The sequence below is a fragment of the Ruminococcus flavefaciens ND2009 genome (assembly GCF_000621785.1).
In the GTDB taxonomy this organism is placed as follows: Bacteria; Bacillota; Clostridia; order Oscillospirales; family Ruminococcaceae; genus Ruminococcus; species Ruminococcus flavefaciens_C.
The window spans coordinates 298,857-315,646 of record NZ_JHXI01000007.1 but is presented as its reverse complement, the minus strand read 5'-3'; the positions used below and the strand labels follow the sequence as shown (position 1 = coordinate 315,646).

17 protein-coding genes are annotated in these 16,790 nt (G+C 51.1%); 5 read left to right on the top strand and 12 right to left on the bottom strand.

Annotated features, from left to right (window positions below; genetic code table 11):
- Positions 1-10 precede the first annotated feature (10 nt).
- Together hslO and T488_RS0101500 are read left to right on the top strand one after the other, a co-directional pair.
- Positions 11-883, top strand: coding sequence for an Hsp33 family molecular chaperone HslO (gene hslO, locus T488_RS0101505; protein ID WP_028519268.1), 873 nt, complete (start codon positions 11-13; stop codon positions 881-883).
- A 9-nt stretch (positions 884-892) separates the two neighbouring features.
- A complete protein-coding gene (locus tag T488_RS0101500; RefSeq protein ID WP_028519267.1) occupies positions 893-1,537 on the top strand; it encodes an HAD family hydrolase in 645 nt (214 codons plus the stop codon).
- A gap of 239 nt (positions 1,538-1,776) precedes the next feature.
- Here the strand turns inward: T488_RS0101500 and T488_RS16675 are convergent, their stop codons facing one another.
- Together T488_RS16675 and T488_RS0101490 are read right to left on the bottom strand one after the other, a co-directional pair.
- The gene (locus T488_RS16675; protein WP_082320398.1) at positions 1,777-3,384 is read right to left on the bottom strand and encodes a glycosyl hydrolase 53 family protein; all 1,608 of its coding nucleotides are present in this window, start codon (positions 3,382-3,384) and stop codon (positions 1,777-1,779) included.
- A gap of 16 nt (positions 3,385-3,400) precedes the next feature.
- Entirely contained in the window at positions 3,401-4,048 is a 648-nt protein-coding gene (locus T488_RS0101490; protein WP_028519266.1) for a nuclease-related domain-containing protein, read from the bottom strand.
- Between the two features lie 122 nt (positions 4,049-4,170).
- Here T488_RS0101490 and T488_RS0101485 point away from each other — a divergent pair, with 122 nt between their 5' ends.
- Positions 4,171-4,389: a DUF378 domain-containing protein gene (locus T488_RS0101485; protein WP_028519265.1), complete on the top strand. Its 219-nt coding sequence runs from the start codon at positions 4,171-4,173 to the stop codon at positions 4,387-4,389.
- 92 nt (positions 4,390-4,481) lie between these two features.
- Here T488_RS0101485 and rpsR read toward each other — a convergent pair whose 3' ends face one another.
- The 4 genes from rpsR to T488_RS0101465 form a co-directional block, all read right to left on the bottom strand.
- Positions 4,482-4,724 (bottom strand): 30S ribosomal protein S18, encoded by a 243-nt coding sequence (gene rpsR / locus T488_RS0101480; protein ID WP_028519264.1) that lies wholly within the window; start codon positions 4,722-4,724, stop codon positions 4,482-4,484.
- 39 nt (positions 4,725-4,763) lie between these two features.
- Positions 4,764-5,282: a single-stranded DNA-binding protein gene (locus T488_RS0101475; protein ID WP_028519263.1), complete on the bottom strand. Its 519-nt coding sequence runs from the start codon at positions 5,280-5,282 to the stop codon at positions 4,764-4,766.
- A gap of 29 nt (positions 5,283-5,311) precedes the next feature.
- Positions 5,312-5,608 (bottom strand): 30S ribosomal protein S6, encoded by a 297-nt coding sequence (rpsF, locus tag T488_RS0101470; RefSeq protein ID WP_028519262.1) that lies wholly within the window; start codon positions 5,606-5,608, stop codon positions 5,312-5,314.
- Positions 5,609-5,804: 196 nt separating this feature from the next.
- Complete coding sequence (locus T488_RS0101465; RefSeq protein WP_028519261.1) at positions 5,805-6,494, bottom strand: hypothetical protein; 690 nt, start codon at positions 6,492-6,494, stop codon at positions 5,805-5,807.
- Positions 6,495-6,860: 366 nt separating this feature from the next.
- Between T488_RS0101465 and T488_RS0101460 the strand changes: the two genes are divergently transcribed.
- Positions 6,861-8,069: a cation:proton antiporter gene (locus T488_RS0101460; protein WP_028519260.1), complete on the top strand. Its 1,209-nt coding sequence runs from the start codon at positions 6,861-6,863 to the stop codon at positions 8,067-8,069.
- Positions 8,070-8,093: 24 nt separating this feature from the next.
- Positions 8,094-8,570, top strand: a complete 477-nt coding sequence (ispF, locus tag T488_RS0101455) for a 2-C-methyl-D-erythritol 2,4-cyclodiphosphate synthase (protein WP_028519259.1) — start codon at positions 8,094-8,096, stop codon at positions 8,568-8,570.
- A 312-nt stretch (positions 8,571-8,882) separates the two neighbouring features.
- Here ispF and T488_RS20285 read toward each other — a convergent pair whose 3' ends face one another.
- The 6 genes from T488_RS20285 to T488_RS0101425 form a co-directional block, all read right to left on the bottom strand.
- The gene (locus T488_RS20285) at positions 8,883-10,691 is read right to left on the bottom strand and encodes a dockerin type I repeat-containing protein (protein WP_028519258.1); all 1,809 of its coding nucleotides are present in this window, start codon (positions 10,689-10,691) and stop codon (positions 8,883-8,885) included.
- 10 nt (positions 10,692-10,701) lie between these two features.
- Positions 10,702-11,043, bottom strand: a complete 342-nt coding sequence (locus T488_RS0101445) for a phenylpyruvate tautomerase MIF-related protein (RefSeq protein WP_028519257.1) — start codon at positions 11,041-11,043, stop codon at positions 10,702-10,704.
- A gap of 33 nt (positions 11,044-11,076) precedes the next feature.
- Complete coding sequence (locus tag T488_RS0101440; RefSeq protein ID WP_028519256.1) at positions 11,077-12,357, bottom strand: aminotransferase class I/II-fold pyridoxal phosphate-dependent enzyme; 1,281 nt, start codon at positions 12,355-12,357, stop codon at positions 11,077-11,079.
- Between the two features lie 441 nt (positions 12,358-12,798).
- Positions 12,799-14,046 (bottom strand): GTPase HflX, encoded by a 1,248-nt coding sequence (gene hflX, locus T488_RS0101435; protein WP_028519255.1) that lies wholly within the window; start codon positions 14,044-14,046, stop codon positions 12,799-12,801.
- 12 nt (positions 14,047-14,058) lie between these two features.
- Positions 14,059-14,367 (bottom strand): GIY-YIG nuclease family protein, encoded by a 309-nt coding sequence (locus tag T488_RS16670; RefSeq protein WP_037296662.1) that lies wholly within the window; start codon positions 14,365-14,367, stop codon positions 14,059-14,061.
- Between the two features lie 54 nt (positions 14,368-14,421).
- A complete protein-coding gene (locus T488_RS0101425) occupies positions 14,422-16,764 on the bottom strand; it encodes a hypothetical protein (RefSeq protein ID WP_242838277.1) in 2,343 nt (780 codons plus the stop codon).
- Between the last annotated feature and the right edge of the window lie 26 nt (positions 16,765-16,790).

Genomic DNA, 16,790 nt, shown 5'->3' with positions numbered 1-16,790 from the left:
GATAAATAGTATGGGAAATTTATACAGAGCTATATCTGCGGACGGCTCCGCGTTTGCAGAGGTTCTTGACGCAAAGGACATTGTTTCGGAGATAGAGCGAATTCACAAGACCTCAGCCGTTATCACGGCAGGACTGGGAAGGCTCAGCATTGCCGCCTCCCTTATGGGCTATATGCTCAAGGGCGATGAGGACAGCATCACGCTGAGAGTTGACGGCGGCGGTCCCGCAGGACAGCTTGTGGCAGTTGCCGACAGCCGCGGAAACGTAAAGAGCTGCGTCAACAATCCTGTGGTTGAGATACCGCTCAATGCACAGGGCAAGCTTGACGTAGGCGGCGCAGTGGGCACCGACGGCACACTCTCCGTTGTGAAGGACATGGGACTGAAGGAGCCCTATGTGGGCGTTATCCCTCTCGTTTCGGGAGAGATAGCCGAGGACATCGCAAGCTACTATGCCACCAGTGAGCAGATACCCACGGTGTGCAGTCTCGGCGTCCTTGTAAATCCCGACCTTACGGTGAAGTCCGCAGGAGGCTTCCTTGTGCAGCTCCTTCCCTTTGCGGACGAGAAGTGCATAGACATTATCGAGAAGAATGTGGCGAAGATACGTCCCGTTTCGGCAATGCTGGACGAGGGCATAACTCCCGAGGAGATAGCGAATATGCTCCTTGACGGTCTGGAGCCAAATGTGCTGGACACAGCTGCTCCCGTATACAAGTGCGATTGCAGCCGCGAGCGTACAGAGAGAGTCCTCATAAGCATAGGAAAGGACGAGCTGAAGTCCATAGCCGATGAGGGCAAGGACACAGCGGTGAGCTGCCATTTCTGCGGCAAGGAGTACGTTTTTACTCCCGACGAGATAAGAAAGCTCATGGGTGAATGAGGAGGAGCAATGATAACAGCAATTTTTGATCTTGACGGCACACTTGCCGATACCATAGCCGACCTTGGTGACGCTGTGAACTACGGACTGGAAAAGCTGGGATTTCCCACCCATGACTATGCTGCTTATAAGCAGATGGTGGGAAACGGCGCAAGGAAGCTGTGTTACAGAGCGCTTCCCGAGGACAGCAAGGACAGGCTGGAGGAGCTCCACGGGCTGTTCAGCGAGTACTACGGCGCCCACTATCTGGACAAGACAGACCTCTATGACGGCATAAGGGATACTCTTGCAAGGCTCCGTGACAGCGGTGTTACCCTTGCGGTAGCTACCAACAAGCCCGAGAAGGTGGCTGTTGAGGTAGTTATGGAGTTGCTGCCCGAGTTTGATTTTGTCCGTATACTGGGCGGCAATGACGAGAGACCTGCAAAGCCTGATACTGCCATACTCGTGGAGATATTCGCAGCTCTCCCCGATGAGGAGAACCGCGTGTTCATGATAGGTGACAGCAATGTTGATATTCAGACCGCGAAGAATGCCTGCATAGAGAGCATAGGCTGTGCCTGGGGCTTCCGCGGACGCGCCGAGCTGGAAGCGGCAGGTGCGGATTTCATAGCTGAGAAGCCCTCCGATATTGCGGATATAATACTCGGATAAAAACGCTCTCTTGAAATAGTATAAATCATAATTTTGCGGAGCAAAATTATGATTTGAGTAAGTAGTAAGTAGAAAGTAGTGAGTAGAAGCCGATACACTGAATAATACTACTCTCTACTTACTACTCTCTACTCACTCAGAATTTAACACCGCAGGTGTTAAATTCTGATTTATCTCAGTGTCTGAATAAACACTCAGAAAAAGCTCCCCGAAGCGATTGCCTCGGGGAGCTTTATACTTTAATTCTGTCTGATAGTCTTTTCTTGATGATCTTGCCCCCTTACGAAGAACACCTTTGTAAGGGAACTGTCGGAATAGCCCAGAACATAGCGCTGGAGCTTCACAAGGTCGGCAACGTTCAGGTATCCGTCGAGGTTGAGGTCTATCCTGCTGTCGGGAGTGGGAGTGTTGTTTCCCGTCAGAAGCAGCTTCCTCAGTGCGGCAACATCGAAAATATCAATAACATCATCGTGGTTAAGATCACCAATAACGGTCTCATCAGCCACCATGGGAACGGTAGTTGTGGTAGTAGATGTAGTGGTAGTAGTAGTAGTTGTTGTTGTTGTTGTTGTGGTCTCCTTTGGCTGCTGAGGGAAGATGTTCAGGAATAGGTCAAGGGACTCCAGAGGCTTGCCGTGAAAGTCGAAAAGCGCCTGATTGTCAAAGGAGGAGCCACCTGTGCCGTCAACGTCCTTGTCATAGCCTTTGGCGTAGTCCGTAGCCCAGCCTGTGCCGTGCTTCTCCCAGTTGTTTTTCTGTTCGTTCCAGGAGAGATCGGGAATGCCCAGCCATGCAGGCTCCCAGTAGAAAACGCCTATGCCGTGACCGTTGCAGTTGGCAACTGCCTGAAAAACGTCGGTGACGGCTTTTACCTGACCGTCCACGGAGACGGGATAGCGCATATCGCAGCCCTCGTGGTTGGAGGTGACACTGTTGCCGAAATGGTCGCCGTCCATATCGGTGTAGGGGTAGGCGGTCTCAGCCACCATGACATACTTGTTGTAGGTATTGCCGATGTCCGTCAGCACCTTGGTCAGGTTCTCGGTGGAGCCGTGCCAGTAGGAGTAGTAGGAGGTGGCGAACACATCGTAGTCCAGCTTGCACTCATTCATGACCTTGGCGTACCAGGCGAAGTGACCGCTGCCGGGATTAGCGAAGTGGTGGGCGATGAGGATATTCCTGTCGAAGTCTCGGACCGCCTTCTCGCCGCTGGAGAAAAGGTCGCATATCTTGTACATATCCTTTTCACCGCAGAAGAAGCACTCGGTCTCGTTGCCCACCTGCACCATGCCGATGTCGCTGCCGTTTTCGGTGAGGTACTTCACCACCCAGGAGGTCCAGTTGTATATTTCGCTCTTTAGCTTTTCGTGGGAGTGGGGCTGCCAGTACTTGGGACGGGTCTGCTTGGCGGGGTCCGCCCAGAAATCGGAGTACTGTATATCCGCAAGGAGCTTCATGCCGTTGTCCGCAGCCCGTTTGCCTATCTTGGCGGCAGTTTCCAGGTCTGAGTGACCGCCGCCGTAGCTGTTGCCGTTGTCATCGTGGGGCTCGTTCCATATCCTTACGCGGATATAATTGACGCCGTGGTCGGCAAGGACCTTGAAAATGTCAGCCTCATTGCCGTTGTCGTCATAGAACTTCATGCCCGCTTCCTCCAGGGAGATCACGGAGGAGATATCCACGCCGCGGATAGGTTCTCCGCCATTGATACGGCTGTCGAAGTTGGTGAATGTAACGGCAGGTATGCTCGCTGCGTCGGTGACAGTGACGGGAGCTCCGCCGCTGACGGCAGCAGGGAATGCGATAGCTGCGGCGAGAGCCGCTGCGAGAAATCTCCTGAATTTCATAATGACCTCCTTTTTATCAGTCGTTTTTCTTCCTTGTTCTTATCCACATCTTCTTTAGGGGGTTCTTCACCTGCATATCAGAGAAGTAATGGTAGAGCACATCCTGATTGCAGCCTGCATCGGGGAGAGACTTGTAGAACTTTTCCAGACCCTTCATGTCCATGCCTATCTCCGAGGGGAACTCCACATCCTTGGCGGTGAATACAACTGCTCCGTTTACGGGAGTTGTATCGAAGCCGCCCTTTTTGAGATGGTGGATAACATTGTCGATGTGGGTCTTGTTCTGTAGCTGGGGATTATATAACTTATGGGTCTTGCTTCCGATATTGTGGGTCAGGTTCTTGCCGCTGCCTGTTACCTTACCGGAGATACCCTTGGTCTCGACTACGAGAACGCCGAAGCGTCCGAATACCAGGTGGTCAACCTCACAGGCCTTGTTGTAGAGGGGGAGGTAGGCGTTGTTGATTATGCGGATATGGTCGCCCTTGCCCATTTTCTTCAGCTGTTTTGCGACCTTTCGCTCGGCAGCCCTGCCCTTGCGCTTGCCCTTGCTGAAGTGGACGGAAATATAGAGTATGAGCAGAAGTACAGCCACCGCTATGACAGCGATGAGTATCCATGTTTTTTTATCAAATATGAACGAAGCAGAAATAACAGGTACCATAATTTTCTCCTTAAAAAATGAATAATCATAATATTTGCGGTGATAATAGTCATGTACCGTTGAAGCGCGGCATATCCGTCGTCAGCGGTCTTACAAATCCCGAATAAAGAGGTGTTCTCAATATGTGGGACAAAATAGCTCTTATTCTTCTGATAATCGGAGGAATAAACTGGGGACTTGTCGGTATATTCGAGTTTGACATGGTGGCATGGCTCTTCGGAGGCGCAGACAGCGTCATCAGCCGTGCGGTGTATATACTCGTAGCCATTTCGGCAGTCTGGTGCATATCGCTTCTCTTCCGCAAAGACGAGGAGCTTGCAGTGCAGAATATCGACAGATAGTTCCTTTTCACGCTCCTTCAACGATGCCGTAAGGAGCGCTACATACGGATATGCAAAAAGGGAGGCATAATGCCTCCCTTGAGTTTTATGAATTAGTCGCTGATATAAGGAAGCAGAGCGATGTGTCTTGCTCTCTTGATAGCAACTGTGAGCTCACGCTGATGGTAAGCGCAAGTGCCTGTTACACGTCTCGGAAGAATCTTAGCTCTCTCGGTCATGCACTTTCTGAGCTTAGCGAGATCCTTATAGTCGATCTTCTCGATTCTGTCAGCACAGAACATACAAACCTTCTTGCGGGGCTTCTTCGAGGGACGGGAATTTCTTTCCTTTTCCATGACTTTTCCTCCTATCGTAATAAAGTAAAGTTAACGATCTCAGAACGGAACGTCGCCGTCGCTGAGAATCTCCTCAAAATCGCTGAGGTTGCCGTAAGACATACTGTCATTTGCAGCGGGCTGCTGAGGAGCTGCCTGCTGAGGAGGAGCGGAATAATTGTTATTGTAATTGTTCTGGGGAGCGCCGTAGCCTCCGCCGTTCTGATAACCGCCGCCATTGCCGCCGTTATCGCCCTTGCCGCCCACGAATTCAACGTTATCCACCTGCACGTCCATGGTGTAGTGAGTAACATCGGGGTGATTCCTGTCCTGATAGTTGTTATTTCTGAGAGAGCCCTCAATAGCGATGAGCTTGCCCTTATTGAAATAACGTGACACGAACTCGGCTGTCTGTCTCCATGCTGTGCAGCTGATGAAATCAGCCTGTCTCTCGCCTGTAGTCTTATCGGCGAAGCGCCTGTCTACAGCAACAGTAAATCTGCATGAAGCAACACCGCTCTGAGTCTGTCTCAGCTCGGGATCAGCAGTAAGTCTGCCGACTAAAATAACCTTATTCATCTGACCGCCTCCTGATAAATGAAGTAGAATTATTCAACAACTGTAACGAGTGAACGAAGAACGCCGTCTGTGATGTTGAGACGTCTTGAAAGATCAGCGGGATAATCGGGCTGTGACTGGAATGTGTAGATCACATAGTAGCCCTCTGTCTCGTCCTCGATAGGATATGCAAGCTTGCGCTTACCCCAATCCTCGTTGACTTCAACAGCTTCGGCGTGACGCTCGATTCTCTCCTTGAACTTCTCTACGAGAGCCTTCATAGGCTCCTCGCCGTTCTTGAGGCTGAAAACAACCATTACTTCATACTTAGCGGATACCTTTGCCATTTAGCACACCTCCTTCTGGGATCATGCCCGGCAACTTACTGCGGGCAAGGATAATAATAGTATCGGTTTACACACGATACTCAAATATTATACCATTTCAAAAAGGGCTTGTCAAGCGTTTTGGCAAAAATCTCTTCCGCCTTTTTATAAAAAGAGCACCTGCCTTACGAGACAGGTGCTTTCTCTTATTTTTTGATCACTTAATACGTTCAATTTCCATAAGAGGCTGATCTGTTTTATTACTTCCTACTTTTATCCTCGAAGTGTTCATAGAAGAAGTTTGAAAGCCGCATGAAAGTTTAATGACAATTTCATCATTTTTATCTTTCCAGTCTTTTTCAAGAAATACGCCAAATCCTGATGGAGAGTCTATTTCCTCGCCGGGACCATATACTTTATCAAGGATATTTCCCCATTCGCGGAATACACTTTTCATGCCCTCATCATCTCTGTTCTCTGTTCCGTCCGGGGGGGTTGTATCAACGTTGAGTGTATATTCACATAGAAGCTCATCGTTGTTAAAAGACATAAACAGAACGTGTCCTCTGTCCTCTTCATCATAGAACTTGTCTGTTAATCCTATCGATTCAGGGGAATCTGATTTAGAGATATACGCAACATACCCGTACTCAGTTGAAGAATCTTCGGAATCATCGTAGAAGTCAAATGAATATTTTTTTACAACTTCTTCTGCTTCTGATTTTGGCATTCCAATGTATAGTTCTTCGATCACATTGGAGTTCTCCTCAACAGCTTCGGTAATATTTGCAGCAGTAGTCTCTGTGCTTCCTGTATTGCTTTCTTTTTTTGCGGCGTTATCCTTGTTTCCACCACAGCCCGTAAGCATAATAGCTGCAATACATAGTAAAAATACACTCTTTTTCATTTACATATCCTCCTTAAAAAAACAAAAGGCACACTATGCTCTTAAAAGAATAATGTGCCTTGCTTACCATTATTCTGCGAGTTTACACAACTTTGCCCTTTCTGTTGAACTTCTGACAAACCATGGCTTATGTGTCAATTCCTTTTTGATATTTTATGTAATTCTTTTTGCGAAATTATATATAATTATATCACTCAGAGGCAGGATTGTCAAGAATATTCTCGCTGTCAGCAAGCTGTTTTTCCTTGATGATGAAAAATCGCAGTATTATCTGTATAAAAGTTGACAACTGACAAGCTACATAGTATAATAAGTATATACGGGAGCAATGATGCTCCCTTTATTTGCGAAAGGATATGTATATGAATGGAAACCTATAGTATTCTCAGAGACCTTGCCATTATCTTCATATGCGCCAAGGGTGCGGGACTTCTTGCCAGAAAGTGCAGGGCTCCCATGGTAGTGGGTGAGATAATCGCAGGTCTTATCATCGGTCCCTGTCTCCTGAACTGGGTAACGCCAAACGATTTCGTGGCGCAGATGGCGGAGATAGGCGTTATACTCATCATGTTTTCCGCTGGACTTGAGACTAATCTGCAGGAGCTGAAAAAATCCGGCTTTGCGGCGTTTCTCATAGCCTGTGTGGGAGTGCTTGTGCCGCTGGTCGGAGGAAGTCTGCTGTATATGTGCATTTACGGCTTCTCAGCCTTTGGCACCGATGAGTTTTTCAAGGCTGTGTTCATCGGCAGTATCATGACGGCTACCTCAGTAGGTATCACCGTTGAGGTGCTCAAGGAGATGGGCAAGCTCAAGACCCGCGTGGGACAGACCATACTCAGCGCCGCTATCATCGACGACGTTATCGGTATCATCGTGCTGACCTTCGTCCTGGGATTCAAGGACCCCGACAGCAACACCCTTCTGGTAACAGGAAAGATACTGCTTTTCCTGGTGCTTTCGCTGGTACTGGGAATAATCATCTACAAGGCGTTCAAGTTCTACGATGACAGACACGTTCACACAAGGCGTATCCCCATAATCGCAATCACGCTCTGCTTCATCATGGCATTCGTTGCTGAGAAATACTTCGGCATTGCCGACATAACGGGAGCTTATATCGCGGGAATAATCCTCTGCAACGTCCGCGACGCCGAGTACATAGACCGCCGCATAAGCATAAACGGCTATATGTTCTTTGCGCCTGTATTCTTTGTCAGCATCGGACTGAAAACGGATTTCAGCAATGTTGACTCAAGCATGATAGTGTTCTCAATAGGCTTTGTTATCGTGGCAATGCTCAGCAAGGTCATCGGCTGCGGACTGGTGGCCAGATGCTTTAAGTACAGCTGGATAGACTGTCTCAAGATAGGTGCCGGCATGATGACCAGAGGAGAGGTCGCCCTCATCATAACCAACAAGGGACTGGGTCTGGGCATAATCGACTCCTCCTACTTTACCGCAGTAATACTTCTCATCATAGTTTCAAGCATAGTAACGCCGGTAGTGCTGAAGCTGCTTTTCGGAAAGTCCGACAAGGGCACTAAAGAAGCGGCTCTTGCCACGGCGAAGAAATAGCAATATCCCCGAAAGGAGAATAATATGTTCAGAATAGGTCACGGTTACGACGTACACAAGCTGGTGGAGGGCAGAAAGCTCATTCTCGGCGGAGTTGACATTCCCCACGAGACAGGTCTTCTTGGACATTCCGACGCAGATGTGCTGGCTCACGCCATAATGGACGCCATGCTTGGAGCCCTGGCAATGGGGGACATCGGTCACCTTTTCCCCGACAACGATGACAGCTTCAAGGGCGCCGACAGCATGAAGCTCATGGCTGAGGTATGCCGCAGGATAAGAGCCGAGGGCTGGGAGATAGGCAACATCGACGCAACTGTCATCGCTCAGGCACCGAAGCTTGCTCCCCATATAATGAAAATGAGGGAGAATATCGCAGCGGTATGCGGCTGTGATGTGTCGCAGATAAGCGTCAAGGCTACTACCGAGGAGCACCTCGGCTTCACAGGCGAAAAGCTGGGAATGTCCGCCCACGCAGTAGCCCTCATGCAGAAAGTGTAAAAAAATATCCCCGAAGTGATAAAGGCGACGCTCGTACAGAAGGTTTACGGGTGATATTGAGGGAAGCTCTTTGAGAGAAGTGCTTCCCTTTATTCTTTTTCTGAGGACTCTGTTTCGTTTTTATCAGGACAGGGCGCTTGATAATATATGCCTTTTTATTATATTTAAGGCGCCCTGTCCTGATAAAAACCAGCCAAAAGTCTTTGGAAAAGGGGGTATGGGGGAAAGAACCTTTCCTCAGAAAGGTTTTACCCCCATAATTACGCGTAAACTTCTATATAAGCATAGCCCTTAAGCTTCGGGGATTTTTTATCAGCAGTCAAAAGAAACTCTTTCCTTGAGCAGGTATCTCTGAATGAGAAGTGCGTCATTGGAGGTGAGTCCCTGTGTGGACTTATCCACGTCGCCGTTTTCCTTGCCCTGCTCGGTAAGGTGCTTGTCGGTGGAGCCTGCTGTGCCGTATTTATCGGGATTTGCAAGGCTCTGCATGATGAGAATGGCGTCTGCCAGCTCGATATTGCCGTCACAGTTGGTATCGCCCAGCTTCAGCTCACAGAGCTCGCCCTCGGAGGACGTAAGCGCAGCCCATATTATGGTATTGTAGACGGAACTATTGCTATGCTTTATGAGACCTGAGACAGTCGAACCGTCTGCAAAAGCTTTAGAGAGATCAGTTCTGGAGTAAAGACCTTCTGTATTTAACAAGAAAAAGGTATCTGCTGTAGAATCATACATAGCCTGTCCTTCCAGCTTGTAATACTTACCGTCGGCTTGTTCAACTCGGACGTTTCTGATAATATCATAGTTTTCTGCGTCTTCGGGAGTCGCTGTGATTATCGCCTTCTTATAGATACCGCCGGCATTTATGTCGAATACGATGGCACCTTCATGATTTGCCGTTACGGTAACTGAGCCGTCGGCGTTCTTTACAGTCTCAAAAGCTCCGGTATCAAGCTCCAGATCGTAGTCAGGGTTTTTAGCCACCTCAATTGAGAAGCTTGAGCAGTTCTTCACTGAAATGTCGGTAGATTCGCCTATCTTCAGATCCAGCTTGTCACAGATGATGATGGGAGTCTGTCCGGGGACAGTGGTTGTGATAGGTGTGGGGGGCTCATTTACGGAGGTCGTGGTAGTTGTTACCTCGGGAGCGGTGGTAGTTGTGGTAGTGGTGGTTGTTGTCCCTGTGATGACAGGTCTCTCTGTTATGGGAGCCATGCTGGGCTTGGTATCGCCCCACCACTTCCAGCGGTCGGGAGTGCGGTACTTGTTGATAGCCTCGCCGTTTGCGGAAGTCCAGGTGAAAACGTTATCATAGAGGTGTCCCTCATTGTAATAGAACTGAGCCATTGCGCAGATCTCGTCGGCGTATGTGGCATAGGCGCCGTCATCCTCAGCCATATTGCACCAGCCTGTGTTGAAGCCCTTGAGGCTGTTCCTTACGACCTGATAGTCGGTCATACCCTGCTCGTTCATACATATCTCCGCAAAGTGGAGTATCTTTCTGATACCCATGTGGTTGGAGATGATACAGTCATAGAAGTTCTGCGGGGTAAAGGAATACTGGAACATCTCGGGGACGTTGTCCTCGGGCATGAACTTGGGGTCGCAGTCTGCAAAGGCGGTAACTGCGGTCTGCAATGTGCCGTAGGCATGGGCGGAGTTTACGCCCCAGCCGTCCTCGTATGCAGTCTCGTGGTCTGAGCCTATCTTGCCCTCACCCAACGTGGACTCTCTTGAGCCGAGACCCAGGAAAAGCGCATACATCTTCTCACGCTCGGGCTGTCCGAGACGGGTTGAGATAAGGTCCCAGTGCTCGTCTATCTCCTTGTAGAGAGCGTACTTTACCTCCTGAACGGTCATTTTGTGGTTGATAGCGCGTATCTCCTCAGCCGATGCGTCTGCGGGAGTGTTCCTTTCGCCGAAGTTCAGGGGATTTCCCACTCCCTCAGCCTGAACGTTCCGTGAAGGGTCATGGAGGGGGTCACAGGTAGTTCCTGCAAAGCACCATTCCTCCGCAGAAGCAGTCATGACGGTGTCGCTGATGCCTGTCATTACGGGAGCACTTGCGGAGACGCAAAGAGCTGCCGCAGTGAGGGCTCCGAAAAATTTACTCAGTTTCATGATCGTCACCTCAGAAATTCGAGCCGTTCCAGCCCCAGTCGTTGGTACCCGTGTACTTGATGTAGATACGGTCGGACGGAACGCCTATGTTGTCGGTAATAATGCCTGTTATGTGGCTTGTGAGAGTGGTCAGCGCGTTTGAAGAAGCGCTTCCGAAGATGGAAACCTCCACCATAGCGGCGGGAGTATCTTCTCCCTTGAACCACAGGTCGTACTCGGGCTCGATGCCCACCATGAGCCAGCCCTCGGACTTTCCGGGGATAGCGGTGATAGCTCTGCCCAGAGCGGATTTGATACTTGTTTTCTGCTCGTTTGAAACAGAAACATTGGTCTTGACGTTGATGAATGGCATAGTGATTACCTCCTCATTGTAATTTTTATGTTTTTATATATTTATGAGTCCTTCCGAGAGCATTTCCTGTGCCGCCAGCATCACGCCCAGTTTGCCGCTGGTGTAGGTAATGCCGCCCTGCATCCATACAGCATAGGGTTCGCGGAGTGGAGCGTCTGCGGAGAGCTCAATAGATGCACCGTTGGTGAAGGCACCTGCAGCCATGATGACCTGGCTTGAATAGCCCGGCATATCCCAGGGCTCGGGAGTTACGAAGGAGTCCACGGGAGCACCCTTCTGAATGCCGCGGCAGAAAGCGCAGAGGTGCTCCTCGTCGCCCAGCTTTACGGCGGTGATGATGTCGCCTCTGGGCTCGTCCTTGCGCGGAGAACACTCAAAGCCCAGGAGTGTGAACAGCTCGCTGGCAAAGGTGCAGGTCCTGATGGCGTTGGCAACTACGTCGGGAGCGAAGAATATGCCCAGGAGCATCTCGCGGTTCATACCGAGAGTGCAGCCTACTTCCTTGCCCATGCCCACGCAGGTGAGACGATAGGAACAAAGCTCCACCAGGTCGACTCTGCCTGCGATATATCCTCCTGTTCGGGCGATGCCGCCGCCTGCGTTCTTGATGAGTGAGCCGATGATGACGTCGGCGCCTACAGCAGTAGGTTCTCTGTCCTCAACGAACTCGCCGTAGCAGTTGTCCACCATGATAATAACGTCAGGGTTGCCCTTTTTGGCAGCCTTTATCATCTTCTCAATATCGGCGATGGTGAAGGCTCCGCGGAGGGAATAGCCTCTGGAGCGCTGGATATAAGCCACCTTTGCGCCCTTTACAGCTTCGGTGATGCCATCGAGGTCGGGGGTGCCGTCCGGGTTGAGGTCTACCTGACCGTATTCCACGCCGTAGTCCATAAGTGAGCCGTTTCCTTTTTCGCCGCTTATGCCTATGACCTCCTCAAGGGTGTCATAGGGTTTGCCTGTGATAGAAACTATCTTGTCGCCTGTTCTGAGGACTCCGAAAAGGGCGACAGACAGGGCGTGGGTGCCCGAAACGAAGTTGAAACGCACCAGAGCGTCCTCAGCGCCGAGAGCCTGAGCGAAGACCTTGTCGATGACCTCACGTCCCATATCTCCGTAGCCGTAGCCTGTTGAGCCGTAGAAGCAGGGCTCGCTGACCTTGTTGTCGGAGAAGGCTTTGAGAACCTTAGCGCCGCAGTATTCGGCGTTTGCGTCTATTTTTGCGAAGGCTTCCGCGCAGTTTTTCTCAGCCTGAGCGGCAAGCTCCGAGAGCTTTTCATTGAATCCGTATAATTCATTTATCTTACTGTTCATTGGTTATCCTTTCTTGTAAATCAAAATTTAGCATTATGTAGGGGACGGCGCAGCTAACAGCTGCACGTACCCTCTGTCAGCTTTGCTGACATCTCCCTACACCGTAGGGAGTCACTCGACGTCCCACAAAATTCGTATTATAGTGGCGACTATCATCCGCTCAACCAGGGGACGCCTTCTCTTACAAGGCGTCCCCTCTCCAAAAACAGTCCACCGGACTGTTTTTGGATTCACCCCTTGCGAGGCGCCTGACGTAATAAGGGGCTCTGCCCCTTGACCCCCGCCAGAGGCGCTGCCTCTGGACTCTGCCAAAGGAACACAGTCCCTTTGGAATCCCATTCATAGTTGCCGCAAGGTATTACGATAAATTATGATTTGTATGCTTACTTAGATTATATCGCTTTTAAAAGCCGATGTCAACGCATTTTCGCTGAAACCGGCTCAGACGGAGTAATTCTCTGCCTCTTTGACCAGCTTGATGTCCACAAGGGCGTCCAGCAGAGTGCCGTTCTCGGCGTACTCCTCGGAGAATATCTTGCCCTCCTGACGTATCCTGCCGATGAATGCTCCCTTGTCGTATGGAACGAGGAGCTTCATGCGTCTGGCAGTCTCGGGCAGGTTTTTGACTATACATTCCAGCAGCCTGTCGAAGCCTGTGCGCTCCTTTGCGCTTATCATAACAGTGTTGTCGTCCTCGAAGACCGTATCCGTAAAGGGCGCGGCGTCCGCCTTGTTCATGACATAGATACGGGGGATACCCTCACAGCCCAGCTCCGTCAGCAGCTTGTCTGTGACCTCCGCCTGCTCCTTTATCTCGGGGGAGGAGAGGTCCTGCACGTTGAGGATAAGATCTGCCGCCGCAGCCTCCTCCAGTGTGGACTTGAACGCCTCTACCAGATTGTGGGGGAGCCGCCTTATAAGACCGACTGTGTCCACCAGCATGACGCACCTTCCGTCGGGGAGCTCGATGGCGCGGGAGGTTATATCCAGCGTGGCAAAGAGCTTGTTTTCCGCAAGTACACCTGCGTCAGTGAGGGCGTTGAGGAGTGTGGACTTGCCCACGTTTGTGTAGCCCACGATAGCCGCGCAGAGGACGCCGTCCTTTTTGCGGCGTGAGCGTGAGAAGCTTCTGTGCTTTTTCAGCTCCTCCAGCTCCGCTTCGAGGTAGCTTATACGCTTGCGGATATGTCTCTTATCGGTCTCCAGCTTGGTCTCGCCGGGACCTCTTGTGCCGATACCGCCGCCCAGTCGTGACAGAGCCGTGCCCATGCCCGTAAGGCGGGGGAGACGGTATTTCTGCTGAGCCAGCTCGACCTGTAGCTTGCCCTCCTTTGTCCTTGCGCGCTGAGCGAAGATGTCAAGTATCAGTGTGGTCCTGTCGATGACGCGGACGTCCAGTATCTGCTCGATATTTCGCACCTGAACGCCTGTCAGCTCGTGGTCGAAGATGACCAGCTCAGCCTCAAGGGCTTCCAGCTGCTCCTTCAGCTCCTCAAGCCTGCCTGCGCCCATGCAGGTGGCAGGGTCATAGGCGGGACGCTTTTGTATGATAGTTCCCACCACTTCGGCGTTTGCCGTATCAGCCAGCTCCGCCAGCTCGTTTATAGAGACCTCCGCGTCGAATTCTCCCGTGTCCACGCAGGCGAGGACGGCTTTTACGGGAAGGTCTTCCGTTTTGTTTTCGTACATAGTGACTCCTTATCAGATAGACTCACGGCGGTAGAGCTCCGCCATATCGCTGCCGAAAAGCTTCGGAAAAATGCTGTTGTCCGCGATGAGCGCCAGCTTCTGAGGCTTTGACAGCTGTTTTATCCTGTATTCCAGCTTTGAGGCTGTGCTGCGGTTTTCGCAGCTCCATAAAGCTTCGAGGGCGACTGCTTTGTGTGAACGGGTGAAACGGGCACATTTTTCGGTCCTGCCGAAATGCTCGTCCATACGTCGGCTGACATCGGTGGTGATGCCCGTGTAAAGCAGGTCTCCCTCGCATTTTAAGATATAGATATAATACATATTTTTAATGGACCGTCAGCCCCTGCACAGACCAGAGGCTGAGGCGTAAGGTCATCATGTCCAGAAGGCGAAGAGACGCTGTATCTCGGAAGCCCACTCGGGGAACTCCCTTCCGAACTCGTCGTATCTGAACATAGCGTTGAATTCCTGAGTTCCTGCCACAACGAGAGCCCACATGACTGCGAACCACATAAAGCCCTGTGCCAGCTTTTTCTTTGTGGGGTCGGTAAGCCTGCTGTAGAGGAAGAAGAATATGGCAAGTGCGCCGAGAAGGGACTGCCAGGCTATATCGGTCATATATCTTGCCGCATAGCCGCTTTCCCAGACGGAAGCCACTATCACAAAGGGTATGAGCACACAGGGAACTCCCACATAGACAGCGGTCCTGAGCTTGTTCTTTCTGCCCTTTATCTGTCTGAGAGCCCTGCCCGAGAGGAGGTAAGCGAACATGGGCAGTGCCAGGAAGAATATTCCCGAGGTATTGTATGTGCAGATCACATCGGCGTAGAAGTAGCCGCCGCTGTTGAGGTACTGGAATTCCGTCCTTACGCCGGGATAGCCGGGAATGAATATGGGCGGATTGAAGAAGTAGTTGTATATCGCCACCAGTGACAGACGGGGATGGAACTGTGTCTTTGTGAAGTCGTTGATGGTGAGTGAGTACTGTATTCCGAACTCAAAGGGATTTCCGAAGCGGTCGTAGTTGTACCACATCTGGACAAGTCCTATGCAGACCATGGGAAGCAGAGCGCAGAGCAGGTATCTTATACCTGCGGCGTTGAGCACCTTGCTGCCGCCCTTCTTTGTGCTTTCCGAAGCTGCTCTGGGAAGAGCCATGAGCAGGAAGACCGCCGCAGCTATGCAGTACAGAACCAGAGTAGGTCTGCTGAGCACGGCAACTGCGAAAAGGGTGGAAGCGATGGCAGTTCTGGGGAGAGAGATCTTCTTGTCGCCGATTATGTTTGCGGAGAGGAAGAAGTACACCGCCCAGGTCAGCACCGCAAAGCCTGCGGAGAGCGCTATCTCATAGAACATGGGCCTTCCGATACTGAACCAGATACCGCTTATGACCTGTATGATGATAAGTCCCGAGATCACGAAGCCTGCGGGAGCCTTGGGGAAGAACTTCTTTATGAACTCCATATAGAGCTTGGTGAGACCCAGTATTCCTATGAGTGCGAAGAGCATTACCGCCATTGAGTCGGGGAAGTAATAGCCTGTCAGCAGGTGATAGGGGAGGAATACCAGCACAACGGGCGCGATACCGTAGTAGCTGTAGTAGTGACCGTCAAAGTAAACGTGGTCCCAGCTGTATTCTATCTCGTCCCTGTTGAGAGTATCGGTGACATAGGGGTTGGGAGCGTTATTGAGCTTGTCATTGGGCACATCAAGGAGGCTTGTGCTGCCGTTTTCAAAGGCGTCCACCAGCTCCTGTGTCATCTGATTGCCCTCACGGCACTTCATTATATCGGTGATGGAGTAGTTGTCCAGCTTGGTGAAGGTAACGAGTATAGCTGCCAGACAGGCGAGGTCGGTGATGATGATAGCAGCCGTGCGGCACATATTCTTCTTCTTGGAATAGCCCTGCTGCATTGCCTTGCTGTGGAGCATAAGGTGCCAGAAGGTCATGCCGAATACCAGGAGGACTACTCTTATCCATGAGATGTCCATGGCTATCTGCCTGTTGAAGCTGATACCGTAGATGTAAACGGTTTTGCCGTCCTGGGGAGTAAGGGTGAGCCTGAGATCGCTGAGGCTGCCCGAAAGGTGGAGCTGAGTGAAATGGGTGTGCTCCCTGTTCTTTACGAGAGTATTTTCCGCCACGGCATATCTGTAGTCATGGGGCGTTGTCTCGTCCATGGCGTCAATGATGACGTCCGCAGCCTTGGCATCGTTGTCGAAGCCGATATCCACGTAAACATCAGCCACTTCCTCGTCTATGCCCTCAAAGGAGAATATAGCGGAGCGGTCGCCCCTTACGGTGATGGTGGTGCCGTCATCGTCCAGGCGGACGTCGCTGTTCCGGGCACACTCCGCAGGGGAGAAGTCCATCTGACCGTAGCTTCCGAAAAAGAGGCGGTATGTGGGGATATTGAATACAGTGACCTCAAGAACTGCCGCAATGAGCAGAGCCTTTACAAGAGCGGCGGCAGAATGGTATCTGCGCTTCTTGTTGACGGTACAGACCAGCATGGAGAGCCCTGCCGCAGCGCCCAGGAGCATGAATGCTCCCTGATACACCCGGGGACGTATTATTCCCAGGGCTTCAGCGGCGGCGATGAATGCCAGAAGAACAGCGGCTCCCCTTGAAAGGGCGCGGATATTTTTCAGCTTTTTGTCGCTGTGCTCCTTTCCGGCAAGGTCGCTTTTTATCTCATGAAGTGAAACTGCGGTCACAGAAACCGATGCCGCAAACATTAGAA

Coding starts and splice junctions, on each gene's coding strand:
- hslO (WP_028519268.1), top strand. CDS start 11: ATGGGAAATTTATACAGAGCTATATCTGCGGACGGCTCCGCGTTTGCA.
- T488_RS0101500 (WP_028519267.1), top strand. CDS start 893: ATGATAACAGCAATTTTTGATCTTGACGGCACACTTGCCGATACCATA.
- T488_RS16675 (WP_082320398.1), bottom strand. CDS start 3,384: ATGAAATTCAGGAGATTTCTCGCAGCGGCTCTCGCCGCAGCTATCGCA.
- T488_RS0101490 (WP_028519266.1), bottom strand. CDS start 4,048: ATGGTACCTGTTATTTCTGCTTCGTTCATATTTGATAAAAAAACATGG.
- T488_RS0101485 (WP_028519265.1), top strand. CDS start 4,171: ATGTGGGACAAAATAGCTCTTATTCTTCTGATAATCGGAGGAATAAAC.
- rpsR (WP_028519264.1), bottom strand. CDS start 4,724: ATGGAAAAGGAAAGAAATTCCCGTCCCTCGAAGAAGCCCCGCAAGAAG.
- T488_RS0101475 (WP_028519263.1), bottom strand. CDS start 5,282: ATGAATAAGGTTATTTTAGTCGGCAGACTTACTGCTGATCCCGAGCTG.
- rpsF (WP_028519262.1), bottom strand. CDS start 5,608: ATGGCAAAGGTATCCGCTAAGTATGAAGTAATGGTTGTTTTCAGCCTC.
- T488_RS0101465 (WP_028519261.1), bottom strand. CDS start 6,494: ATGAAAAAGAGTGTATTTTTACTATGTATTGCAGCTATTATGCTTACG.
- T488_RS0101460 (WP_028519260.1), top strand. CDS start 6,861: ATGGAAACCTATAGTATTCTCAGAGACCTTGCCATTATCTTCATATGC.
- ispF (WP_028519259.1), top strand. CDS start 8,094: ATGTTCAGAATAGGTCACGGTTACGACGTACACAAGCTGGTGGAGGGC.
- T488_RS20285 (WP_028519258.1), bottom strand. CDS start 10,691: ATGAAACTGAGTAAATTTTTCGGAGCCCTCACTGCGGCAGCTCTTTGC.
- T488_RS0101445 (WP_028519257.1), bottom strand. CDS start 11,043: ATGCCATTCATCAACGTCAAGACCAATGTTTCTGTTTCAAACGAGCAG.
- T488_RS0101440 (WP_028519256.1), bottom strand. CDS start 12,357: ATGAACAGTAAGATAAATGAATTATACGGATTCAATGAAAAGCTCTCG.
- hflX (WP_028519255.1), bottom strand. CDS start 14,046: ATGTACGAAAACAAAACGGAAGACCTTCCCGTAAAAGCCGTCCTCGCC.
- T488_RS16670 (WP_037296662.1), bottom strand. CDS start 14,367: ATGTATTATATCTATATCTTAAAATGCGAGGGAGACCTGCTTTACACG.